The sequence below is a fragment of the Allopontixanthobacter sediminis genome, from assembly GCF_009828115.1.
Classification (GTDB): Bacteria; Pseudomonadota; Alphaproteobacteria; order Sphingomonadales; family Sphingomonadaceae; genus Allopontixanthobacter; species Allopontixanthobacter sediminis.
On record NZ_WTYL01000001.1, the window covers coordinates 35,398 to 57,347 of the forward strand.

20 protein-coding genes are annotated in these 21,950 nt (G+C 59.8%); 4 read left to right on the forward strand and 16 right to left on the reverse strand.

What is annotated here, in order from left to right; translation table 11 throughout:
* Positions 1 to 18: 18 nt before the first annotated feature.
* Positions 19 to 1,194 carry an aromatic ring-hydroxylating oxygenase subunit alpha gene (locus GRI65_RS00200; protein WP_232843868.1) on the reverse strand — a complete coding sequence of 392 codons (1,176 nt, stop codon included), beginning with the start codon at positions 1,192 to 1,194 and terminating at the stop codon, positions 19 to 21.
* Between the two features lie 161 nt (positions 1,195 to 1,355).
* Here GRI65_RS00200 and GRI65_RS00205 point away from each other — a divergent pair, with 161 nt between their 5' ends.
* Positions 1,356 to 2,177: a sugar phosphate isomerase/epimerase family protein gene (locus tag GRI65_RS00205; protein ID WP_160754537.1), complete on the forward strand. Its 822-nt coding sequence runs from the start codon at positions 1,356 to 1,358 to the stop codon at positions 2,175 to 2,177.
* 140 nt (positions 2,178 to 2,317) lie between these two features.
* Here the strand turns inward: GRI65_RS00205 and GRI65_RS00210 are convergent, their stop codons facing one another.
* From GRI65_RS00210 to GRI65_RS00230, 5 genes are all read right to left on the reverse strand, one after another.
* Positions 2,318 to 3,082, reverse strand: a complete 765-nt coding sequence (locus GRI65_RS00210; protein ID WP_160754538.1) for a 3'(2'),5'-bisphosphate nucleotidase CysQ — start codon at positions 3,080 to 3,082, stop codon at positions 2,318 to 2,320.
* A complete protein-coding gene (gene cysN, locus GRI65_RS00215; RefSeq protein ID WP_160754539.1) occupies positions 3,079 to 4,998 on the reverse strand; it encodes a sulfate adenylyltransferase subunit CysN in 1,920 nt (639 codons plus the stop codon). The genes GRI65_RS00210 and cysN overlap by 4 nt, the downstream gene beginning before the upstream one ends.
* Positions 4,998 to 5,912, reverse strand: a complete 915-nt coding sequence (cysD, locus tag GRI65_RS00220) for a sulfate adenylyltransferase subunit CysD (protein ID WP_160754540.1) — start codon at positions 5,910 to 5,912, stop codon at positions 4,998 to 5,000. The genes cysN and cysD overlap by 1 nt, the downstream gene beginning before the upstream one ends.
* Before the next feature lie 37 nt (positions 5,913 to 5,949).
* On the reverse strand, positions 5,950 to 6,150 hold the full coding sequence (locus tag GRI65_RS00225; protein ID WP_232843869.1) for a hypothetical protein: 201 nt from the start codon (positions 6,148 to 6,150) through the stop codon (positions 5,950 to 5,952).
* 391 nt (positions 6,151 to 6,541) lie between these two features.
* Entirely contained in the window at positions 6,542 to 6,796 is a 255-nt protein-coding gene (locus GRI65_RS00230; protein ID WP_160754541.1) for a hypothetical protein, read from the reverse strand.
* 8 nt (positions 6,797 to 6,804) lie between these two features.
* Between GRI65_RS00230 and GRI65_RS00235 the strand changes: the two genes are divergently transcribed.
* The gene (locus GRI65_RS00235; protein WP_160754542.1) at positions 6,805 to 7,278 is read left to right on the forward strand and encodes a hypothetical protein; all 474 of its coding nucleotides are present in this window, start codon (positions 6,805 to 6,807) and stop codon (positions 7,276 to 7,278) included.
* A gap of 473 nt (positions 7,279 to 7,751) precedes the next feature.
* Here the strand turns inward: GRI65_RS00235 and GRI65_RS00240 are convergent, their stop codons facing one another.
* The 4 genes from GRI65_RS00240 to GRI65_RS00255 all read right to left on the reverse strand — a co-directional run bounded on the left by GRI65_RS00240 (position 7,752) and on the right by GRI65_RS00255 (position 12,910).
* On the reverse strand, positions 7,752 to 7,961 hold the full coding sequence (locus tag GRI65_RS00240; protein WP_160754543.1) for a hypothetical protein: 210 nt from the start codon (positions 7,959 to 7,961) through the stop codon (positions 7,752 to 7,754).
* Between the two features lie 207 nt (positions 7,962 to 8,168).
* On the reverse strand, positions 8,169 to 9,236 hold the full coding sequence (locus GRI65_RS00245) for an extracellular catalytic domain type 1 short-chain-length polyhydroxyalkanoate depolymerase (protein WP_160754544.1): 1,068 nt from the start codon (positions 9,234 to 9,236) through the stop codon (positions 8,169 to 8,171).
* A 152-nt stretch (positions 9,237 to 9,388) separates the two neighbouring features.
* On the reverse strand, positions 9,389 to 11,410 hold the full coding sequence (locus GRI65_RS00250; RefSeq protein WP_160754545.1) for a response regulator: 2,022 nt from the start codon (positions 11,408 to 11,410) through the stop codon (positions 9,389 to 9,391).
* A gap of 3 nt (positions 11,411 to 11,413) precedes the next feature.
* On the reverse strand, positions 11,414 to 12,910 hold the full coding sequence (locus GRI65_RS00255) for an ATPase domain-containing protein (protein WP_160754546.1): 1,497 nt from the start codon (positions 12,908 to 12,910) through the stop codon (positions 11,414 to 11,416).
* A gap of 158 nt (positions 12,911 to 13,068) precedes the next feature.
* Here GRI65_RS00255 and GRI65_RS00260 point away from each other — a divergent pair, with 158 nt between their 5' ends.
* Positions 13,069 to 14,616, forward strand: a complete 1,548-nt coding sequence (locus tag GRI65_RS00260; protein WP_160754547.1) for a hypothetical protein — start codon at positions 13,069 to 13,071, stop codon at positions 14,614 to 14,616.
* A 137-nt stretch (positions 14,617 to 14,753) separates the two neighbouring features.
* Positions 14,754 to 15,692 carry an alpha/beta hydrolase gene (locus GRI65_RS00265; RefSeq protein WP_160754548.1) on the forward strand — a complete coding sequence of 313 codons (939 nt, stop codon included), beginning with the start codon at positions 14,754 to 14,756 and terminating at the stop codon, positions 15,690 to 15,692.
* A 34-nt stretch (positions 15,693 to 15,726) separates the two neighbouring features.
* On the opposite strand, the gene GRI65_RS00270 is transcribed toward GRI65_RS00265, so the two are convergent.
* The 6 genes from GRI65_RS00270 to GRI65_RS00295 all read right to left on the reverse strand — a co-directional run bounded on the left by GRI65_RS00270 (position 15,727) and on the right by GRI65_RS00295 (position 21,929).
* Positions 15,727 to 17,067, reverse strand: a complete 1,341-nt coding sequence (locus GRI65_RS00270) for a PQQ-dependent sugar dehydrogenase (RefSeq protein WP_160754549.1) — start codon at positions 17,065 to 17,067, stop codon at positions 15,727 to 15,729.
* Entirely contained in the window at positions 17,064 to 17,456 is a 393-nt protein-coding gene (locus GRI65_RS00275) for a DUF2231 domain-containing protein (RefSeq protein WP_332872568.1), read from the reverse strand. The genes GRI65_RS00270 and GRI65_RS00275 overlap by 4 nt, the downstream gene beginning before the upstream one ends.
* 178 nt (positions 17,457 to 17,634) lie before the next feature.
* On the reverse strand, positions 17,635 to 17,919 hold the full coding sequence (locus GRI65_RS00280; protein ID WP_160754550.1) for a hypothetical protein: 285 nt from the start codon (positions 17,917 to 17,919) through the stop codon (positions 17,635 to 17,637).
* Entirely contained in the window at positions 17,916 to 20,510 is a 2,595-nt protein-coding gene (locus GRI65_RS00285; RefSeq protein ID WP_232843870.1) for a cbb3-type cytochrome c oxidase subunit I, read from the reverse strand. Before GRI65_RS00285 ends, GRI65_RS00280 begins: the two co-directional genes overlap by 4 nt.
* Positions 20,507 to 21,544 (reverse strand): cytochrome c oxidase subunit II, encoded by a 1,038-nt coding sequence (locus GRI65_RS00290; RefSeq protein ID WP_160754551.1) that lies wholly within the window; start codon positions 21,542 to 21,544, stop codon positions 20,507 to 20,509. The genes GRI65_RS00285 and GRI65_RS00290 overlap by 4 nt, the downstream gene beginning before the upstream one ends.
* Positions 21,525 to 21,929 carry a c-type cytochrome gene (locus GRI65_RS00295; RefSeq protein ID WP_232843871.1) on the reverse strand — a complete coding sequence of 135 codons (405 nt, stop codon included), beginning with the start codon at positions 21,927 to 21,929 and terminating at the stop codon, positions 21,525 to 21,527. The genes GRI65_RS00290 and GRI65_RS00295 overlap by 20 nt, the downstream gene beginning before the upstream one ends.
* Positions 21,930 to 21,950 lie beyond the last annotated feature (21 nt).

A 21,950-nucleotide genomic window follows, 5' to 3' on the forward strand; every position in this document is an offset into this window, starting at 1 on the left:
TAGGGCCGTCCCCATCACTCATGTTTCAACCCATTCAGCCAACACCGGCTTGACCGCCAGTGCTGCCGGAACGTGGTTCAATCCGATACGGCGATCGAGTTCTTCGTGCCAGTGGTATAGCCGCCGTTCCTGGTAATTAAGCGGCATCCCTACGAAGCCCGGCGATTCTAGCGATTCCTGGATTTCGGGCGCAAATTGCAGGTCTTCATACAAGATGCGTTCCCAGTTCGCTGTCCGATCGGCCCATTTCGGGTGCGGATCGTCTACGGAATATTCCGGCGCGACCCAGCTCGAAACGACCCGGCAAGTCGTGTCGGAAGTAGGCCAGAACTGCAGCATTGGAATCCCGCTATCGGACGGGGGCATTACAAAGTTGGGATAGATGAGATAGCTGACGTTGTTGTCCCGGGCCATTTCACCCACCCCGTCGATCTTCGGCATTCCGATGGTGCCAGGATCTTTCCAGTTGGGCCGCCGATTAGGAGTGATCATTCTCGAGTGACCGTTGTTCCACAACGTGATCGTCATGCCACGGTGATCTAGGAAGCGATCGACCGTGTTCTGGTGGATCGATTTAAGATGATAAACCTCGAGAAACGCATCGAGCAACACTTTTACGTTGCTCTGCACCTCGTAACTGCGGCTTTCGACGAAATCGAGCTTATCCAACTGGAACTGGTCGAGTTCTTTCGCCATCGGTCCGATGTGATCACGGAGTGGCTGCGCATCTAGGTCTTCGTTATAGAACAGCAGCTTACCAAGCGCCTCGCACCGGAGCGGCTTCATGCTGCGGCAGGAAAAATCGAGATCTACGAAATCGCGCTTGTCACGCACAGCCACCAGCTTGCCTTCCAGCGTATAGGACCAGCCGTGATACCCGCACACGAAGCCCCGGGACTGTCCCTTGTCTTCTTTCACCAAGGGGGCGCCGCGGTGCTGGCACGTGTTATAAAAAGCGCGGAATTCTCCGCCGAGATCGCGGAGGATAATCACCGGTGAACCACTGTTGCGGACAAGTTTCCAGCTGCCGGGTTCCGGAATTTCGTCGGCATGGCAGCCATAAAGCCACGCGCATTTCCACATTCTGTCAGTTTCCAGCCGCAGGAATTCGGGATCGGTGTATCGTCCGGCCGGTATATCGGGGAAAGCTGGAAAGGCCTTGGGCGGGCTCTTGCGTGCGGCCTCGAACTCCATTCGCTCTTTCAGGTCTGATGGGGACGCGTTGTCCATGCGTTCTTACCTCTCAAAACTAGTCGCTCGACAATAGCCCGTCCGAGAATTAAAACAATCATGAATGTCTTTTTTATTGCGCAAAGCTTAGTCCGCATCGTTGTCAAAGGACCGCGTTTCCCACCATGAAGACTGCTACCCTATCGCTTCATCACCTGACGGCCATGGATGTCAGCGCCTGCGAACTGGTAAGCCTGGCCGCGCAGGCAGGGTGTCAGGACGTGTGCCTGTTCACCTATATGCCGGAGAGGTTTCGCGCCAAGTATCCATTGGTCGAAGGATCCGAAGTTCAACATCTGGCCAGGGAAATGCGGCGGCTTTCCGTGGGGTGCCTCAGTCTTGAGGTCTTTCCGCTCACGGTTGACGCCGATTTCGTCGAGATGGAACGATCGCTTGAAATCGGGGCCTCACTTGGCGCCCGATACGCGACCGTCCACTCCCACATCGAAGACCAGCAACAAGCGAGAGACAGGCTCGGAACGCTGGCCGAAATCTCCGGAAATTACGCGATAGGTCTAGCGGTCGAGTTCAATCCGTTCTCCAGGGTCACCACTTTGGCGCAGGCGTTGCACCTTATCGAGCCATTCGAGAATGGCCGAGTCGGTCTGGTACTAGACACATTGCATGCTGGCCGTGGTGGCGCGCAGTCCGCCGCGATTGACGCAAGTCAGCAGTACATCGACTTCGTACAGATCAGCGACGCCCCAGCCGCGATTGATCAAAGCGAAAGGTGGAAAGAGGCTATGTTGAACCGAATGGTTCCGGGGGCCGGCGAACTCCCCCTGATCCAGATGCTGTCCTGCCTGAAGTCAGACCTCAAGATCTCCATAGAAGTTCCGCAAAACACGGTGGGATCAAGCAGCAGCGACGCAAAATCGAGAGTGCTCCGAGCGGTCGATGGTGCGCGCAAAACGCTTTGGGCGGCGGGCTTCAAATCGCGCGGTTGAAAACGAACCCGAGAAATGTCGGGGAGACAAAATGGGGTGCCCATCATCAGCTATTCCATTTCCACGTTTAACGCGGCACGTGAGGTTGCGCAGTTAGCGTTCCACAGCAACCTCATGACGGGCAAGCGACCTCGGTCTGGTCAAGCTTCCGAATTTACCAGATGGGCGACGCGGTCGAGGACTTCTCGAGCCCATTCCTGACGGCAGATAAGCAGGTCCGGCATGTAAGTATCAGACTGATTATAGACCAGCGGCGATCCGTCGACCCGGCTGACATGAAGGCCATGCGCGAGGGCAACTGCCGCTGGGGCGCAGCTGTCCCATTCATATTGACCGCCGGTGTGGAGATAGATTTCCGCTTCGCCCCTTACGATCGCCATTGCCTTCGCACCGGCGCTGCCCATCGGGATCAGTTCCGCGCCGATCTGCTGCGCAATTTCAACGGCTTCCTTTGCTGGCCGTGTCCGGCTGACCACCATCCGCGGGACACCGGCCATTGGCGGTAGCAGCGTGGGCCGGTCCGACCGGAGCACCAGACCCAAGCCCGGCAGTGCGACCGCACCCACTTCCGGCCTGCCGTCTATAGTCATGGCGATATGGACCGCCCAGTCCGTCCGGTTTTCTCCGTATTCGCGTGTTCCGTCGACCGGATCGATGATCCACACTCGGCTCTTGTCGAGGCGTTCCTTGGTGTCCGCGCTTTCTTCCGAAAGCAGCCCGTCTTCCCCGCGCAGGTGACGCAGCGCATGGACCAGGAACTGGTTCGCTGTCTGGTCGCCTGCCTTGCCGAGCGCCTTGTCGCCTAACAGACCGCTGCTGCGCACCTCGAGGAGCAGCGTGCCCGCCGTTTCGGCGAGCGCCGCCGCCAGGTCCGCATCGCTCAAATTATGGGTCGGAACCGTCATTTGAGCGGCATGATCTGGCGAACGATATATTCCGCCGCCTCTGCGGGTGTCATCGCGACGGTGTTGACGGTGATATCGGGTGCCTCCGGTGCTTCATACGGGCTGTCGATCCCGGTGAAGTTCTTGAGCTTGCCTTCGCGGGCCTTCTTGTAAAGGCCCTTCACGTCGCGCGCTTCGGCCACTTCGAGCGGGGTATCGACGAAGATCTCGACGAATTCGCCCTCGGGCAGCATGTCACGGACCATCTGCCGTTCGGCGCGGAATGGGCTGATGAAGGCGGTCAGGACGATCAACCCGGCATCGGCCATCAGCCGCGTCACTTCGCCGACGCGGCGGATATTCTCGATCCGGTCGGTATCGGTGAACCCCAGGTCCTTGTTCAGCCCGTGGCGGATATTGTCCCCGTCCAGCAGGAAGGTGTGGCGGTTCATCAGGTTGAGATTCTTCTCGACTTCGTTGGCAATAGTCGACTTTCCCGAACCCGACAGGCCGGTGAACCACAGCACCAGCGGTTTCTGGTTCTTCAGCCCGGCATGGTCTTCGCGCCCGATGGAGGTCGCCTGCCAGTGCACATTCTGGGAACGGCGAAGGCTGAAATGCAGCATGCCGGCACCGACCGTGCGGTTGTTGATCTTGTCGATCAGGATGAATCCGCCGAGCGCGCGGTTCTCCGCGTAGGCTTCGAACACCAGCGGTTTGTCGGTAGTGATTTCCGCCACCCCGATAACGTTCAGCTCCAGCGTCTTGGCCGCGAGATGTTCCATCGTGTTGACGTTGATCTCGTATTTGGGCGCCTGAATCGTCGCCGACACTGTTTGCGTTGCCAGCTTGAGGAGATAGGCCCGGCCGGGCAGCATCGCCTCGTCGTCCATCCAGACGATCGTCGCCTCGAACTGGTCGGCCACCTCGGGCGGCGCGTCGGCTACGCTGAGCACATTGCCGCGCGAACAATCGACCTCGTCCTCCAGGCAGATTGTTACCGACTGCCCGGCGCTCGCCTCCTCGAGTTCGCCGCCGAACGTCACGATGCTCTTCACCGTGCTCGTCTTGCCGGAGGGCAACACGCGTACCGGATCGCCCGGTTTGACCATCCCCGTGGCAATCAGTCCGGAAAAGCCGCGGAAGTCGAGATTGGGACGATTGACCCACTGGACCGGCATCCGGAACGGCTTTGCGGCATCGCGTGAGGTATCAAGTTCGACCGTCTCGAGATGCGTCATCAGCGGCGCGCCTACGTACCACGGGGTGTTGGCAGACAGGGTCGTGATATTGTCGCCCCGGAAGCCCGAGATCGGCATCGCGGTAAAATTCTCGATCCCGATACTGGCGGCAAAGGCGGTGTAATCGGCTACGATCGCATCGTACTTGGACTGGTCGTAATCGATCAGATCCATCTTGTTCACGGCCAGCACGATGTTGCGGATGCCCAACTGGCGGCACAGGAAGCTGTGGCGCCGCGTCTGGACCAGCACGCCCTTGCGCGCGTCGATCAGAATTACCGCAAGGTCGGCGGTGGACGCTCCGGTGACCATGTTACGGGTGTATTGTTCGTGCCCGGGGCAATCTGCCACGATGAATTTGCGCTGTTCGGTCGCAAAGAACCGGTAGGCGACATCGATCGTGATACCTTGCTCTCGTTCCGCAGCGAGCCCGTCGACCAGCAAGGCGAAGTCGATTTCCTCGCCCTGGGTTCCGGACTTCTTCGAATCCGATTCCAGCGCGGCGAGCTGATCTTCGAAGATCATCTTGGAATCGTAAAGCAAGCGGCCGATCAACGTGCTCTTGCCGTCATCGACGCTGCCGCATGTGATGAAACGCAGCATCGACTTGTTCTGGTGCGCGGCGAGGTAGGCGTCGATGTCCTCCGCAATCAGCGCGTCCGTCTGGTAGATTTCCGATGATGAGGTCTTGTCCATCAGAAGTAGCCCTCCTGCTTTTTCTTCTCCATTGACGCGTCACCATCATCCTTGTCGATCACCCGGCCCTGGCGTTCCGACGTTGTCGTCAGCAGCATCTCCTGCACCACCTCGGACAGGGTTGCCGCCTCGCTCTCGACCGCGCCGGTCAGGGGGGAGCAGCCAAGCGTGCGAAACCGTATCGAGCGCTCGGTGATTTCTGGAAGATAGCCAAGAACCTGCTCCAGACGGGCCGGGTCATCGGCCATGAACAGGCCGCCTTCCCATTCATAGGTCGGTCGCTTGGCTGAGAAATACAGCGGTACGATCTCGATCTGTTCGGCCATGACATATTGCCAGATATCGAGTTCGGTCCAGTTGGACAGCGGGAACACGCGAATGCTCTCGCCCTTCGCTTTCCGGGTGTTGTAAGCATTCCACAGTTCCGGCCGCTGGCTCTTCGGGTCCCACCCGTGGCTCGCCGTGCGGAACGAAAAAATCCGCTCCTTCGCCCGGCTTTTTTCCTCATCGCGCCGCGCGCCGCCGAACGCTGCATCGAAACCGTATTTGTCGAGCGCCTGCTTCAACCCTTGCGTCTTCCACATATCGGTATGGAGCGGGCCGTGATCGAACGGGTTAATCCCGCGGCTCTCTGCGTCTGGATTGCGATAGACCAGCAGGTTCATCCCGGCATCGGCCGCGGCTTTCTCCCGCAGCGCATACATATCCTTGAATTTCCAAGTGGTATCGACATGCATCAGCGGGAAGGGAGGCGGCGAGGGGTAGAACGCCTTCTTCGCGAGGTGTAGCATCACCGCGGAATCCTTGCCGACGGAATACAGCATCACCGGCTTTGCGGTCTCGGAGACCACTTCGCGCATGATATGGATGCTTTCGGCTTCGAGGCGTTCAAGATGAGTCAAAGTGCGCGTCATGGTCGTAATTCCGTGATTGGGTATCTGCTAAAATCTGTCAATTTTCGAACTCGATCATGACCTTGGCGGATTGAGGGCGCGCGGCGATTTCGAGACCTTTGAGCACCTGCCCGAATGGCAGGCGATGGCTGATTAGCGAAGCAATCTTTTCTTGCAAACGAGGCATCTCTGCAATCACCTCGGGGAACTCATCGGGATAGCCGACCGCGCTCGTAATGGTCATTTCGCTGGTCAGCATCTGGCCAGCGGGCCTTCATGGCCCAGCGGCGTCGGCTTACCGGCCCTGGAATACCGCCGTTTTTGATATAGGACAGGTCGCCGCCGCAAATCCCGCAGGCCCTCATCGGCACCACAAAGTCTTTTGGCCCGCATCAGGCCGTCCGTATGTGCCGAGCCGAACATCATTGACGTCATGGATATTGAGCAACCTCATTGGACTGTCTTCGCGGGCACTTACCGAAGGGGCGGTCACGGCCTTACGATATAGCGTTAGCAGTTGGTCCGCTTCGGTAAGCGCAAGAGGCTTGCCATTGAGTTCGACTGTATTCCCGATCAGCTCTCGCGCGATTAGCGCGTAATGAAGTGCGGTCCCTGAAAGCCTAAGCTCTGCCGAGTTGGTCCGGCTAAGGTTAGTTGTGAAAGACAATCGACACATCGTTTCTTGCAAAGCGGCCCAGTTGGTCCCGATACCGGAAAGTATCGAGAAACGGAGCAGACCACGGGTCGCCGCTGCACGCAGTCTGGGCCGTCTCGGTGATCCAGATCGGTTTGCCGGGCGCAAAGCGGTCCCGCACTATCCGATAATGGTTTTGCGCAGCGTTGGCGCGGGACAGCCAGCTTTCCGAAAAGGCGTCCTCCGGCGAGGTCGTGACGTCCCGCACCATGGGAGAACATGTCGAAATCGGGGGCCGGGTTACCGCTAAGCAAACGCGCGGTACTGAGTTCCTCAGGTGGTATCTCGAAAAGCTTGAAGCCTTCCTCACCGGTTGATCCTGGTCCGACCAGCAAGGTTCCCGGTGACACCTCATACATGAGATTCTGTAATGTGGCGTGGTGTTGGTTCGATCAGCGGCTCATCATTGTCCTGAAAGTAGATGCCGTTCGCCCAGGTGCCGCTAACCCGCATTTAGGCTGGTCCCAGCGCCTTGGTAAGCATCCGCAGGCGCTCATTTCCCTTCAGGTCCTGCGGTTCTCGCTTACGATATGCGTTGGTAGCAAACCGAGCGTCATGAGGCCCGACACCATATTCGAGATTTTCGCCCGGCTCGGGGTAAGGATCCCAGAAGTTGCCGCCGGTTACCTCGACGGATTCGACATTCTAGGACTGGAAACGCTCGTCGATGCGATTGACTGTTGGCAATTCTGATAGCGCGGGCCCCTGGACAATCGGGGAATCGAGCGCAGGCCCCACCTTCGTCGTGAAGCAGGAATGTCTTTTCTTGATCAAGATGTTGATGGAAGGCGGATTGAGAAAATCGACTGTGGTTTTGCGTGAGAGTCGCTTGGTCCCAGACTGGTTTAAGCGTTCAACGCTGCTGAACTTGCGCAGCGGGACTCTTTCGCAGGTAATGCAGCTTCGTTCTCGCAAGCGAGACAAGTCAGTCGGAACACCATTTCAAATCAGTCGGTTCTCGAGCCACTTGCCGATTTCAACCGGTTTTCGAGGGCGCGCGCACTAGGCTTGGGTTGGCCGGGTTCAAAACGAGCGCTTAAGATTGAATTGAGGAGATGTCGGGGGGCAAGATGGCGTGCCCGGCATCAGTCTTTCCGACGATATTCGAACATGCCCAGATGCACCGCAGGATCGCTTGGTCCACGAGACCTGCCTCGGCCTCTCCGTCATTGTCGGAGGGCAATTTGCAAGGATTCGGAGGCATGCCGTGCAACCGGGGTCGAACCCGCGCCGCGAGCCGAATGACCGGCATTCTCGTTCAATTCGCTAAGCGCCTTTTGTCGCGCTTCTGTCAGGGTTAGCCCCATGATCCAGTAATGCTCGGCCGTTATTTCAAACTTCTCAGCCAGTTCGCTTTCGTAATCCCACTCATCCATGTTCGAAGCCTTTCGTTGGCCTCCCGTTATTTGAGTGACCGTAACTGACTAACCGGTTGCCGCTGTTCACCTAGGTTAAGTCGTACGTTACCGAATCCGACGCCTCGTGCATGAGATGCGGCAGATGCACCGCCTAATTTGAATAACTGGCGTTGTCCGCTCCCAACCGGGCTGCCGCACGGGGCGCTTGCGGTCCAAACCATAGGGCTATTTCATGAGCCCGGCGGCACGAAGGGCATCTTCGATCACCTGCTGGGTCGATGAACCGCTCCTCGGCGCGCTTGGCATTTGCGGCTTCGTGTCCAAGTCAGGCTTTTTGCGCAAAGCCCGGGGCTCACCAGCAAGCAGGCCCCACGTTCGGGCACTATGGACGGTGGCGGATATGCCTGCCTCGATCATGAACGCTCCCGGTGTGCCGAAGCCGCTTTCGCCGCCAGCCGCCAACGGTACGCCGTGGCCCATTCCGGTGACCCGGTATTCCTCCACCGCCAGCTTTCCAGCATCATCCCGCCAGACCTTGTGCGGATGGCTATCCACAGTATCGGTCTCGTCCGGTGGACCTGCCAGCCGATGAACTTCCAGCCATTGCTTCAGGATCGCATCGGCGTTGGAGACATCGACAATCGCGTCTGCCGTGCCGTGCCAGATCGAGATCGCTGGCCAATTCCCGGAATGCCCCGCCGCCGCTTCGATTGACCGGCCCGAGGTGCGGTGAGAGGGCGAGTGCGCCTTCATCTGTTGCAGTGCCTCCGCCACCGAAGCCGCCGCGCCGTGCGGCAGTCCCGCGAGGATAGCCCCGCCGGCGAATTTTTCCGGATAGGTGGCCAACATGATCGACGTCATGGCGCCGCCCGCGGAAAGTCCGGTGATGTACACCCGCTGGGGGTCGACGTTATGATGTTCGATCATTGCGTCGATCATCTGCGCGATCGATAGCGTCTCGCCTGCTCCCCGGCTGGAATCGGCAGGGCTGAACCAGTTGAAGCACAAATTGGGATTATTCGCCCTCTGCTGTTCGGGAAAGACCAGCGCAAAATCATACATTTCTGCCAGCGCAGACCAGCCGCTGCCCTCGTCGAAGCCACGCGCGTCCTGGGTACAGCCATGCAGGACAACCACCAACGCACGCTTGGCGGTGTTCGGCGCAGGGGAGAAATACCATCCCCCGAGGTTGCCGGGGTTGGTGCCGAAACCTTCAAGTTTCGTGAGTATGGTCGAACGGGGTGCACCGCCCGCGAGCGGGTTTCTCGCCAGGCCAAATCGGGAAAACGGCATATATCAGGGTCCTTGATGATCCACTTCCTGCTAAAACGCATGCCAAGCAATATGGTTGCTGCACTGCACCATTTACACCGCGGAAGGGCTGGTGAGGAAGGAGTTTCGCTGCCGGGCTCTAGATCTCGAGAAACCCTCAAGAACGGCACGCGCTAGTCTGTACCCGCATTGCACAGGACGTTTCGTAACGCGGAACCGAGCATCCGTTCGCTGAACGGCTTGTCGAGTCGCGCTGCGAAGTGGTCCTTCGCCCCTTCGGGCATTTCGGCGTATCCGCTGGCCAGGATGATCGGCAACTCGGGAAACTGTTCGTGAATTGCGTGGGCGAGTTCGACGCCGGTCATGTTGGGCATAGCCTGGTCGGTGATGACAAGATCGACGTCGCTGCGTTCGGCAAGCTTCCTGAGCGCAGCCGCGCCGGATCCGGCCTCGACGACTTCGTGGCCCATATCCTCCAGCATCGCGACGGTTCCAAACAGAACGAGCGCGTCATCATCCACTGCCAATATGTTCAACTTCAGATCTTCGAAACTGTCGCGATCGTGATGGTCGGCCTTCGGGCTGATCCCGGCGGATCCCTCGGCCACGGGCAGGAGTATTTCGGCGACCGTGCCTTTGCCCGGCTCGCTTGTGAGTTTGAACAGACCATTCGACTGTGATGCCAACCCATGCACCATCGAAAGCCCGAGGCCCGTGCCGCGGCCCACCCCTTTGGTAGTAAAGAATGGTTCGGTGGCTTTGGCGAGGGTCGCGGCATCCATACCCGGACCAGTATCCGCCACACGTAGCCGCACGTAGCTGCCGTCCTCCACTTCCGCCTGGTCGGTCAGTTCAACGCAATCCAGTCCGATCGTCAGCCTCCCGCTTCCCTCCATCGCATCGCGGGCATTGAGGGCAAGGTTGAGGAGCGCCATCTCGAGCTGGTTGGCATCGACCATCGCGTCTGCGACCTTGGCCGAAATGGAGAGGTCGATATCGATCCGAGGTCCGATCGAGCGCTCGATCAGTTCGCGCATTCCCGGCAACAGGTCCGCTATGTTGACAGCCTTCGTGTCGAGTTCCTGTTTGCGCGCAAACGCCAGCATACGTTTGGTCAGTGTGGCCCCGCGATCAACCCCGGCAAGCGCGTTGTCGAGGAAACTGACAGAGCGGTCATCAGCTTCGGGAAGCCGGCGGCGAAGCAATTCGAGGCTCGACCGGATCGCCATCAGCAGATTGTTGAAATCATGCGCTACCCCGCCGGTCAACTGCCCGATGGTTTCCAGCTTCTGGCTCTGCCGCAGCGCATCCTCGGCTTTGTCGCGGGCAGCCTCTGCCTGCTTTCGTTCGGTGATATCGACGACGGACGCCATCAACCGTTCGAGGTTGCCGTCATCGTCATATGCAACCCGGGCCGATATGAGCACCTCGGCGCGCTGGCCGCCATTTTTGAGCAACGTATAGGGGAGGTCGTGTACAACCCCTTCGGCGGCCAGTTTGGCACGGTAGGGGCCATTGTGATCTTCCAGACTTTCCTCGGCGACGAAGTCTATGGCGAGCCGTCCGATTACCTGGTCGGCATGGTCGAAGCCCATGAACGACAGCCACCGGTCGCTCACGCTTACGATCCGCTCATCCCGGTCAAGCGAGTGCAACGCGACGGGCGTCTTCTGGTAAAGATCGGCCAGTTCCTGTGTACGTTCGGCCACTGTACGTTCGAGGACTTCGCGCGAAGCTGCGAGGTTCTGCTCGCTGTCCCGCAATTCATCCATTCTGGCGCGCGCCTCGAACTGGCGTTGACGCGCCTTGAGTGCCGAACGAACGGCCCGCACAATATCGTCCCGGTGCATCGGACGGGCGAGCAGGAGGACGTTGCCAAGCGCATCGATCCGCCGCTCTTCCTCTACGCCCCGTGCGCCCTTCATCCCGTTGGTAAGCACGATGAATGGCAGATCCGACCAGGCCGGTTGATTGGCCACGGTCGTTCGCAGCACCTCGTCCCCGGGGCCGGATATTGATTCCTCGGCGATCAGGACGGCACCGATATGCTGGGCAACGAAGGTTTCGAGTTCCGCCAGGTCCTCTGCGATATGGGCTTGGAACCCTTCCTGCTCCAACAAATCGGCGGCCACCTTCGCGTCCCGGCCGCGAGGGGCGAGCACTGCAACCGATGAGCCGTACTTGGAGCCGGGCATGGCTTAGTTGTCGTCCAGCAAGGGAGTTGAACCGTTCGCATAACGGGGATTACCGCTGAGTATCTGTTCGAAAGCCGTCAGCGGTTGACCAATGCGGATGCCAGCCCGGTCAATACTGAACTCCCTGATGGTTCGTTCATGATCGGACGTTCGCGTCTTGATCACTGCCATTGATTTGCGCACAGTTCCCTTGGCTTCGAAGAACCGGAGCAGCATCACGGTATCGGCCAGATAGCTGATGTCGACATCCGAACGCAGCTCGCCCGTGACCCCGTGCTGGCCCAGGATCATCAGCGAAACGATGCCCTGCTGGCTGAGGTAACTGAGCAATTCATGCATCTGCAGGACCAGGAAGTTGTCGCTTGGCATGGCGTGCAGATAGGCGTTCAGACTGTCGATCACGACCATCCGGGCATCGTCTTCCTCGACTGCCGATTGCACCGCGCCCGCGAACTCACCGGGCGACAATTCTGCCGGATCGATCTGGCGCAGATCGAGTTGCCCGCTCTCGATGTACGGGGACAGGTCCATGCCCAAAGCCGCGCAGCGGCTAAGCAAAGTGGAAATGCGTTCGTCGAACAGATAATAGGCAGCCTTGTCGCCCCGCTCGAGACTCGAGAGAAGGCAGCGTACCGCGGTTGTCGTCTTTCCCACGCCGGCCGGTCCGGAAAGAAGCGTATTCGTGCCCGGCGTCAAACCGTTGCCTAGCAGTGCGTCGAGTTCCGCCAAACCGGTCGAGATCGGAGCGGAATCGAATTCTCGGTGATGCTCCGACGCCACGAGGCGAGGGTAGATCCGAAGGCCGCCCCTTTCGATGGTGAAATCATGGTACCCGCCACGGTATTTCAGGCCGCGGAGCTTGATGACCCGCAAGCGGCGCCGCTCCGAACCGAAGTCGCTGGCACTGTGTTCGAGTGAGATAACCCCGTGCGCGATACTGTGCAGTTGCAGATCGCCCGGTTCCGCAGTCCGATCATCAAGGATCAGAACCGTGCAGTTGCGTTTGGCGAAGAAGTGCTTGAGCGCGAGTATCTGACGCCGGTAGCGGAGCGGGTTCTGTGCCAGTAAGCGTAGTTCGGAAAGGCTGTCGAGAACTACCCTGGACGGGTTGGCTTCCTGCACCTGTGCGATGATTCCGCGAACCGTTTCGCCGAGCTCGACTTCGCTGGGATGCAGCAATGTCTGCTCGTTATCGTTTCCGAAATCTTCCTGTTCGACCAGTTCGAACAGATCGATCCCGTCAAGCGACCACCCGTGCGACGCCGCCGCAGCGTTGAGTTCGTTCGAGGTTTCCGAGAGCGTAATGTAAAGCCCGCTCTCGCCCCGGTCGCGTCCGGCGAGGAGAAAGTTCAGTGCTAGCGTGGTTTTTCCGGCACCCGGCGTACCTTCGACAAGATAAAGACGCTCCGACGGAAGTCCGCCGACCAGGATGTGATCCAGTCCGGCTATCCCGGTTGAGATTGGCTCGGGTCCCTCGACCCGATTTTCAGGGCTGTGCATGTAGTTGCGATCTCCGTTTCAGGACGAACCTTTGATCGAGGATCTTTGTTCCGCCCTTAATTTCGCTTTACAATGCCCAGCCGCACCGAAAGGATGTGAATTCAAAGAGCTGACGGGGCGAGGTCAGACTTTGGCGGGTTTTCGCAGGGGACGGGTTGATGTTCAGAATTCTTTTGGCTGTGATCAGCGGGTTGGTCCTGACGGCACCCGCGCAGGCCGAATGGCGCGAAGCCAGCAGCGACCATTTCGTCATCTATTCGGATCAGTCCGAGAAACGTTTGCGCGATTTTGCGGAGATGCTTGAAGGCTATCACTCTGCGATGGAATATATCACATCGATCGAAACCGGTCCTATTTCGCCTTCGAACCGTGTCACAATTTATGTTCTCGACAGCGATCGTGAGGTTCGCAAGCTGTACGGCGATACTTCGTCGAACGTGACCGGGTTTTATTCATCGCGTGCGGGGGGATCGCTCGCGTTCGTCCCGCGCCTTGCAAACGGTAGCCGCACCGAACTGTCGGACAGCGAACTCATCCTGCTGCACGAGTACGCCCATCACTTCATGTACAGCAATTACGGGATAGCGTTCCCGATGTGGCTCAGCGAAGGTTTCGCGGAGTTTTACGCGTCGGCCCGGTTTGAACGCGATGGTTCGATCTGGATTGGCCGCCCCGCCATGCACCGCGCGTACGAACTGCTCGGCATGCGGGAGATACCGATCGAATTGCTTCTCGATACCGAGGCGTATGCCAAGCGCGAAAAGACCAGGCAGGGGGATTCGTTCTACGGCCGAAGCTGGCTCCTTTATCATTACCTGACGATGGCGAAATTCGACGCGGAATCTAGCCGCGCTGACCAGTTGAGCGATTATCAGAGGAACCTGTTCAAGGGGCAGGGTGCGTTGGAAGCAGCGCGGAACGCGTTCGGCGACCTCGAACAACTCGACAAGGACATCGACAAATATCTGCGGCAACGCCAGATAAGTTCCTTCAAGCTGCCAGCTGCCTCCATTTCTGTCGGGCCCATAGCCATCCGCACCCTGGCTGCGGGGGCCGAAGAGGCGATGGCCACCCGGATTCAGTCGCGGCGCGGGGTGGATGCGGAAAAGGCCGCAGAAATATTGCCCGGTATCCGCCTTGTCGGGGCAAAGTTCCCCGACGACCCGTTTGTTCAGGCAACTCTCGCGGAGGCAGAGTTCGATGCAGGAAATGATGCCTTGGCAATCGCTGCGGCCGATCGCTCCTTGGCAGGGGATTTGTCGAACATAAGTGCACATATCCAGAAAATTTACGCCACGTTTCGCGCCGCGGAGGACGCTGGAACCACGGACCAGAATGCCGGTTGGAGTGCGTTGCGCAATGCCATCGTTGCTGCAAACAAGGTAGAGAACGACCATCCGATCCCGCTGATCTATTTTTTCCGTAGTTTTGGCGCGCAGGGCAGACCCGCGTCCGATCTCGCGGTGCAGGGCCTCGAACAAGCCCTGAGCCTGGCACCGTATGACGTTGACCTGCGCCTCAATGTCGCGCGGCAGCAAATTCGCGACGAGCGGTTTTCCAGCGCGCGCCAGACATTAGCCCGGCTGCTTTTGGACCCTCACAAGACCGGCATTGCCGAAGTGGCTAGTGAACTGATGGATCGAATCGAGGGCGAAAAGGACCGCTCGAAAACGGCAGAAACGCCGGAAGATGCGAATGCGGACTAAGGCGCGACTGTCCGCCACCATTGCGGCGCCAGATCCGGGGTATTTTCGCAAAATCCGATGTTCTTGAATCCGATGTTTTCGCCTATTCGGTTCGACAGCCCCTCGGCAGTGCGAGGGCCGCAAGAAGGATTTGATCCATGCTGAAGTCTCCGTTCGTCCGGCTGTGCGCTGTTCCGTTGTTGCTGGGCTTCGCCTTTCCGGCTGCCGCGCAGGACGACACGATGGCGCCGATCGCCATTCCGGAACAGCCCGGCGCCATAGCCCTGCCGACCGGCCCGCTGCCGGATGCGCCGGCGAAGGAGTCCTGGCACAGCCAGTACGGCAGTGTTTTTGCGCGAAATGTCACCTCGGCGACCCTGACGCCGTTCCTGCCCGATCCGGCAAAGGCAACCGGCAGCGCCGTCATCGTGGCACCGGGAGGCGGGTTCCGTACCTTGTCGATGGAAAACGAAGGGTGGGACGTGGCGCGTGCGCTGGCGGACCGCGGCGTTGCCGCATTCGTGCTCAAGTACCGTCTCAACCAGACGCCTGCCGAAATGGATGCGTTCGCCGAATCCATGAGGCAGATGTTTTCCGGAGCCAGCCGCCCCGACCGACCATCGCCCGAAGCGCAGATCGCGATGATCGCGCCCCAGATTGCCGACTCCCGGGCTGCTTTCGCACTGGTGCGGCAGCGCGCAGGCGAATGGAAAATCGATCCCGAACGCATCGGCATGGTGGGCTTTTCTGCCGGGGCAATGCTGACGATGGCGACTGCTGTTGCCGGCGAGGATGCCAAACCCGCGTTCATCGGCAATATTTACGGCCCCCTGTCGGCCATGTCCGTACCGGAGGATGCACCTCCGCTATTCGTGGCTCTGGCTGCGGACGACCCGCTGTTTGGTGCCATGCAATTCGACCTGATCGAGGATTGGCGCGCGGCGGGGCATCCGGTCGAGTTCCACCTTTACGAGCAGGGCGGCCACGGCTTCGGTATGTACCAGAAGGAGACCACCAGCACCGGGTGGTTCGATGCGTTCGTGGACTGGATGGCGATGCACGGCCTGATGTCGCCGGCCGTAACTGCAGGCGGCTAGCCAGAGGCAAACTTCGACTGCGGTTTGTTCGCAGTCATTCGGTTTTTTGAGCCCGATTTTCGCTGAGGGCCAAGGATGGCCGGGGGTTCGACGGGGCAACGCGCCAGACGGTGTTCGAAACATCGTCGGCTACCAGCAGGGCGTTTCGTTCGGCGTCAAAGGTCACCCCGACCGGCCTGCCGCGCGCGTGCCCGTCTTCTATGAAGCCCGACACGAATTCGACGGGATCGCCCGCCGGGCGACCGTTGCGGAAGGGCACGAAAACGACGTTGTAACCGGCAAAGTCGGACCGGTTCCAGCTGCCATGCTGGCCGATAAAGGCACCTTCGGCAAAGCGCCCGCCAAACCCGCCATCGGTGACAAACGTAAGACCCAGCGCGGCGACGTGCGAGCCGAGCGCGTAGTCGGGAACGATGGCTCGGCGCACGAGATCCGGCCGCTGGGGCCGAATTCGCGGATCAACGTTCTGACCCCAGTAACTGTACGGCCAGCCATAGAAACCGCCGTCCTGCACGGATGTGAGATAATCGGGCACCAACTCGGGCCCCAGCTCGTCGCGTTCGTTGGCGACAGCCCACAGCGCGTTGGTCCACGGGTTGAATGCCAGATCGGTGGGATTGCGCACACCCGAAGCAAAAATGCGGCTGCGCCCTGTCTCCGGGTCGATTTCCCAGATAACCGCCCGGTCCTCTTCGACAGCCATCCCGCGCTCGCCGACATTGCTGTTTGAGCCGATCCCGACGTAGAGGCGCGACCCGTCGGGGCTGGCGGTCATCGCCTTGGTCCAGTGGTGATTGATGCGGGCAGGGAGTTCGGTCACTTTCTCGCCCGGGGAGTCGATTTTTGTGGCCCCCTCGACATACGGAAACCGCACGAGATCGTCCTGGTTGGCAACGTACAGATCGCTGCCGATCAGAGCCAATCCGTAAGGCGCATCAAGCCCGTCGATAAACACTGTCTGCAAATCGGTTTGACCATCGCCATCCTCATCTCGCAGCAGGGTAATACGGTCACCCCCTTTAACCGGGCTCTTGCCCTGGCTCTTGATCAAACCTGCGATGATATCTTTCGGGCGCAACTTCGGCGCGTTGCCGCCGGAACCTTCGGCAACCAGAATATCACCGTTGGGCAGGATGATCGTCTGACGGGGAATCTTGAGGTCTTCTGCGATCGCAGTGATGGTGAAGCCCGCAGGTACGGTAGGCAGATCGTCGCCCCAGCCATCCGGCGTCGCAATATTCATTGCGGGCAGCAGCGAATCCGCCTGCTCGGGCAGCACCGGGTCGGAACCGGTCTGATCGAGGTTTTCGCTTTCCGGAGCGCAAGCGGCAAGTGCGAAACCAAGCGTGAGGCCAAGGGTGCGGAGATGTGTCATGAACGCTGCTCCCGATGGCTTGTTCGCCAATGCGCAATAATGGCGATTAGAATGGCGATCACCGCACATGCGATCGACAGGACAAGGCCGAACGTTCCGACGGAATGCCATCCGTCCTTGGCGTGTTGGAAGGCGTTGAGTACTCCGGCGACAAAGAGCACAGCGACGAGCACCGTGCAGACAAGCCCACGCCCTCGGCCTCGGAACTTGCCGAAAAACAGACTGAGCAGCGCCGAGGCTAACAAGAGCCCCGTGAAAACATCCGCGCCCGCGATCAGCCATGACGAGAAATTGCTCCACTGGATTTCGGCGGTGTTCAAATACGCGATGTCCGATAACAGTGCGGCCGGGAACAGCGCGACCGGAAAGGCCAGGAGGATCGACTGCACTGGACCCAACAGTGGTGCTGAATGGATGAGGTCGCGTTGGATGCCTGCTCTCCTGCCTTGCAAATACAATTACAAACAGCTGAAGCGGTGAAGGTTCCCCGATCGCCGCAGGGCGGGACTTGTCGTAGTCGCGGTGGCAAGGAATGAGCGCGGAGCCGATTGCGCTATTTCTTTCCGATCAACCGAAAAGTGCAGGCAGCAGGTCGAAAGCGATGCCGGCTGCCGCGATGGCGATACCGAGACCCGGAATTGAGGTTGGCGAGCGAACCCCGCTCCGCCGCCACAGCCATACGAGACCGGCCAAGGCAGCAATGGTCAGAAGCACCGCGATCCACCTTGCGGCGGGCATATCCGGGAAGATGCTGCTGGCCGCCCACACTAGCGAGAAATGCGCGGCCCAGATGGCGAGGGCAAGCGTGGGCGTCAGCAGGTCGGTGCTGTTGCGGTAATCGTTCCTGCTCACACCAGCTCTCCCGGAAAAAAGCGCACAACGGCGGCAATCGCGAGGCCTTGCATGGCAGTGTATGATACGAACCGTACAACCACATCGAGGGTTACGCTGTTCGGCCCCAGAAGAAGCCCCCTGCCGCTGCGAAAGCCCAGATACAGCGCCATGATTGCGGCGGTGGCGACAGTACATGCCTGGAACGACAGCAGTGCGAACACTGTTGCACCTTGCCCGCTGGCTGACGCCACCAAGCCCGCAGCACTCCATCCGGTCCAGTCCCACCAGATTGCTGCCCCCAGCAGACCCGCAGCAATTGCGGAAGCTAGCCATGGAACCTGCCCGGGGAATTCGCCGCTTTGCTTTGTGGCCATGGATCGGCGCGAAAGCCAGGCCAATCCCAAGGCACCCACCAACGCTGCCGCTATCCCCGCGGATTGCGAAAGCGGGGGTGCGGCAATCCATACCTCGGGGTGAATGCCGAACAGGTAAAGGTAGCTGAACAGGCCCATGAAGACGATCATGCCGAGCACCACCATCAGGGTGCTCAGTGCCCACCAGCTGTGGCTGGTAGGGCCGGTCACGGCGATCGGTACCGTTATCCCCCCGCCGATGTCAGCGGTTTGCTGCTGGATCGGTCGATCGGTTTCCCACAGCCAGCGAAGGACGCAGACTACTGCAACAATCCCTCCAAACGCTCCGAACGCATAGGCCTGCACCGTCAGTGACAGGAAGAAGACGGCGGTGAATACCGCCGCACCGATCGGCCACGGGGATGGGCCGGGCATCAATTGCAGATATTGCGGTTCGGCATTGATCGGACTGGTGATGATAGTCTCGCGCAGGCCCGTGGCGCTGTTGGGGAGGAAGTAGCGTCCCTCCGCTACATCGTCGCAAATCTCCGGATCGTCCCACAGCGGTTCACGGCTTTTTACCAGCGGGATCGACCGGGTCGAATAAAGCCCCGTCGGCAGCCATTCGAGCGTTCCGCCGCCATATACGTTGCCCGCATCATGCTCCGTCGTGAACCGGAAGTTGCGCGCTAGGTCGACAAGGAACAGCAGCACGCCTGCCGCGATAACGAAAGCCCCTACGGTCGATACCAGATTGAGCATGTCGAGCCCGCGATCGGGCAGATACGTGTACACGCGGCGCGGCATACCCATGAACCCGGTCAAATGCATCGGCAGGAAGGTGATATGCAGGCCGCTGAACATTAGCCAGAACACCCAATTGCCTAGGCGTTCGGACAGTGCATTCCGGCTGGTCATTCCGACCCAGTAGTAAAATGCGGCAAACATCGGGAAGACCATTCCGCCTATCAGGACGTAATGGAGGTGGGCGACCACGAAGTAGGTGTCATGCGCCTGCCAGTCGAAGGGCACCATGCCCAGCATCACGCCAGTCAAACCGCCCATCACGAAGATGGTAATGCTGCCGACGATGAACAGGGCCGGGGTCGACCAGCGGATCTTTCCCGCCGCAAGCGTGGCGATCCAGCAGAACACCTGGATACCGGCTGGCAGGGACACGGCCATGCTCGCAGCGCTGAAATAGCCAGTCGAAACACGCGGCATCCCGGTCGCGAACATGTGGTGCGCCCAGACGCCGAAACTGATGAAGCCGGTCGCCACCAGCGCCAGCACGTTGAGGCGGTAACCGATGAGCGGGGTGCGCGCGACGGCCGCGACCATCATGCTCATCAGGCCGGCCGCCGGAAGGAAGATGATGTAGACTTCCGGATGGCCGAAAAACCAGAACAGATGCTGCCACAGCAGCGGATCGCCGCCGCGGGTGGGGTCGAAGAACGGCCAGTTGAACGCGCGCTCCAGCTCCAGGAGCAGCGTTCCCAAGATGACACTGGGAAAGGCCACGACGATCATCACCGCAAAGACGAGCATTGCCCAGGCAAACATCGGCATCCGGTCCAGGGTCATCCCCGGGGCCCGGGTGCGCAACACGCCGACAATGATCTCGATCGCTCCCGCAATCGCGCTGATTTCAATAAAGCCGATACCGAGCAGCCAGAAATCGGTGTTGATTCCGGGGCTATAGGCGATGGACGTCAGCGGCGGATACATGAACCAGCCGCCATCGGGGGCCAGTCCCACGAACAGCGAAGCGAAGAACGACAGGCCGCCGACGAAATAGGCCCAGAATGCATAGGCTGACAGTCGAGGGAACGGCAGGTCCCGGGCTGCCAGCATTTGCGGCAACAGCATAATGCCGATCGCTTCCACCATCGGCACGGCGAACAGGAACATCATCACCGTGCCGTGCATGGTGAAGAACTGGTTGTAGGTTCCCTGCGGCAGAAATTCCTGCAGCGGGGCCGCCAACTGTACGCGCATTCCCAGCGCCAGAATGCCTGCCAGCAAAAAAAAGAGAAACGCCGTGGCAACGTAGAGGAAGCCGATGTAATTGTTGTTTACGACCGTCAGGAGGCCCCATCCCTTGGGGTTCTGCCAGATCCGCTCAAGCTCCTTCAATTCGCCTTCCGGCCGCGGGCGATGAGTTGGAAAAAGCGCGTAAAGATCGTGATCAAAGCCGGTTTCGGAACGACGCCCTTCCATTGCATCGCGCGTGTTCTTCAGTTTGCCGCCGCTCATTTTTGCTGCTCGAGCCAGATGGCGATGGCTTCGAGTTCGTCGGCGGATAGCATGTCGTAATTGGGCATACGGTTGCCTGGTTTGATCGACTGACTGTTGCCGATCCAGCCCATCATGGTCCCGCGATTGTTTGGCAATATTCCTGCACCCAGCGAGAGGCGGTTGCCAACATGCGTCAAATCCGGGCCGGCGAGGCCGTTGGCCTCGGTACCTGCAACACGGTGGCAAGCGGCACAACCGCTGTTCATGAACAGTTGCCGACCGTCGAGCGGATTGAGGTCCGGGGGCGTCGCTGGGTTACTGGCAAGGACAACTGTCTCGCCCGGCACATCCTGGTCCGCAATTCCCGGCAAGGACCGCGTCCGGTCCTTCCACCATTCCCGCCATTCCGAGGAGCCATGAGCGACCGTCACGAAGCCCATAAGCGCGTGAGGGCCCCCGCAATATTCGGCGCAAATACCGCCGAAGCGGCCAGCCTTGTCGGCCTGTACCAACAGTTCGTTGACCCTGCCGGGGATCATGTCTTCCTTGCCGGAAAGGTTTGGCACCCAGAAGCTGTGGATCACGTCTGCACTCGCCAGTTCGATCACCACCGGTTCCCCCACCGGAAGATGCAGTTCGTTCGAGTCACGCAGAACAACGTTTCCAGCGCTGTCGAGATATTCGACATCGAACCACCACATGTGGCCCGTGACGCGGACCCGCATTTCGTCGCCTGTCGGGGTCTTGGTGAGTGAGGCGGTCAGGGCGAGACCCCAGACAAGCAGTATGGTTAGCACAATGCCCGGAAACGCAATTCCGCCTATCCAGACGGCGCGCTCCCCTCCCAGCTTGGACTTGGTCCGTTTAGACCCATTGACGGCAAGATAAACCGCCGCGACCACTATCAAGGTTACGATTACACCCAGTCCGAACAATACCCACGCAAGAGTGGTGACACTGTCGGCGTATGGCCCGGCGGGATCGAGCACTGGCGGCGGCCAGCCCCACCAGGCATCGAAGGCGCTCCCCGCTTCAACCATCGTCGAGCCCATGCAGATACGCAGCGACGTCCCGGGCTTCCGCAACGGAAAGCGGCATGGCCGGCATCGGCGAGCCGGGCTTCGCGAGCGGAGCATTGCGGACGAATGCCGCCAGGTTTGTCGGGGTGTTGGGCAATTGGCCTGCGATCGGGCCGAAATCGTCGAATCCTCGCAGGGAGGGGCCGGCATTTCCTTCGGGCCAGCCGACGCCGGGAATCTCGTGGCACGCGCCACAGCCGACCCGCTCGATTACTTCAAGACCGTGACGGGCATCTGCAGGATCGGAAACATAGCGGGATTCGGGCGGCGCCTTACACGCATCCAGCCCGGCGCAAAGCGCTATGGCCGTGCCCAGGGTCATGGCGCGCCGGGGCCCGAGGGCGAGGTTTCCCATCATGTATTGGGGAACCTTCGCTGA

Excerpts from the sequence above, each read along its gene's own strand:
- cysD (WP_160754540.1), bottom strand. The coding sequence starts at position 5,912 with ATGACGCGCACTTTGACTCATCTTGAACGCCTCGAAGCCGAAAGCATC.
- GRI65_RS00265 (WP_160754548.1), top strand. The coding sequence starts at position 14,754 with ATGCTGAAGTCTCCGTTCGTCCGGCTGTGCGCTGTTCCGTTGTTGCTG.
- GRI65_RS00225 (WP_232843869.1), bottom strand. The coding sequence starts at position 6,150 with ATGCTGACCAGCGAAATGACCATTACGAGCGCGGTCGGCTATCCCGAT.
- GRI65_RS00270 (WP_160754549.1), bottom strand. The coding sequence starts at position 17,067 with ATGACACATCTCCGCACCCTTGGCCTCACGCTTGGTTTCGCACTTGCC.
- GRI65_RS00285 (WP_232843870.1), bottom strand. The coding sequence starts at position 20,510 with ATGAGCGGCGGCAAACTGAAGAACACGCGCGATGCAATGGAAGGGCGT.
- GRI65_RS00210 (WP_160754538.1), bottom strand. The coding sequence starts at position 3,082 with ATGACGGTTCCGACCCATAATTTGAGCGATGCGGACCTGGCGGCGGCG.
- GRI65_RS00240 (WP_160754543.1), bottom strand. The coding sequence starts at position 7,961 with ATGGATGAGTGGGATTACGAAAGCGAACTGGCTGAGAAGTTTGAAATA.
- GRI65_RS00290 (WP_160754551.1), bottom strand. The coding sequence starts at position 21,544 with ATGGGCTCGACGATGGTTGAAGCGGGGAGCGCCTTCGATGCCTGGTGG.
- GRI65_RS00235 (WP_160754542.1), top strand. The coding sequence starts at position 6,805 with ATGTCGAAATCGGGGGCCGGGTTACCGCTAAGCAAACGCGCGGTACTG.
- GRI65_RS00260 (WP_160754547.1), top strand. The coding sequence starts at position 13,069 with ATGTTCAGAATTCTTTTGGCTGTGATCAGCGGGTTGGTCCTGACGGCA.
- GRI65_RS00245 (WP_160754544.1), bottom strand. The coding sequence starts at position 9,236 with ATGCCGTTTTCCCGATTTGGCCTGGCGAGAAACCCGCTCGCGGGCGGT.
- GRI65_RS00200 (WP_232843868.1), bottom strand. The coding sequence starts at position 1,194 with ATGGAGTTCGAGGCCGCACGCAAGAGCCCGCCCAAGGCCTTTCCAGCT.
- GRI65_RS00205 (WP_160754537.1), top strand. The coding sequence starts at position 1,356 with ATGAAGACTGCTACCCTATCGCTTCATCACCTGACGGCCATGGATGTC.
- GRI65_RS00230 (WP_160754541.1), bottom strand. The coding sequence starts at position 6,796 with ATGGTGCGGGACGTCACGACCTCGCCGGAGGACGCCTTTTCGGAAAGC.
- GRI65_RS00255 (WP_160754546.1), bottom strand. The coding sequence starts at position 12,910 with ATGCACAGCCCTGAAAATCGGGTCGAGGGACCCGAGCCAATCTCAACC.
- GRI65_RS00295 (WP_232843871.1), bottom strand. The coding sequence starts at position 21,929 with ATGATGGGAAACCTCGCCCTCGGGCCCCGGCGCGCCATGACCCTGGGC.
- cysN (WP_160754539.1), bottom strand. The coding sequence starts at position 4,998 with ATGGACAAGACCTCATCATCGGAAATCTACCAGACGGACGCGCTGATT.
- GRI65_RS00250 (WP_160754545.1), bottom strand. The coding sequence starts at position 11,410 with ATGCCCGGCTCCAAGTACGGCTCATCGGTTGCAGTGCTCGCCCCTCGC.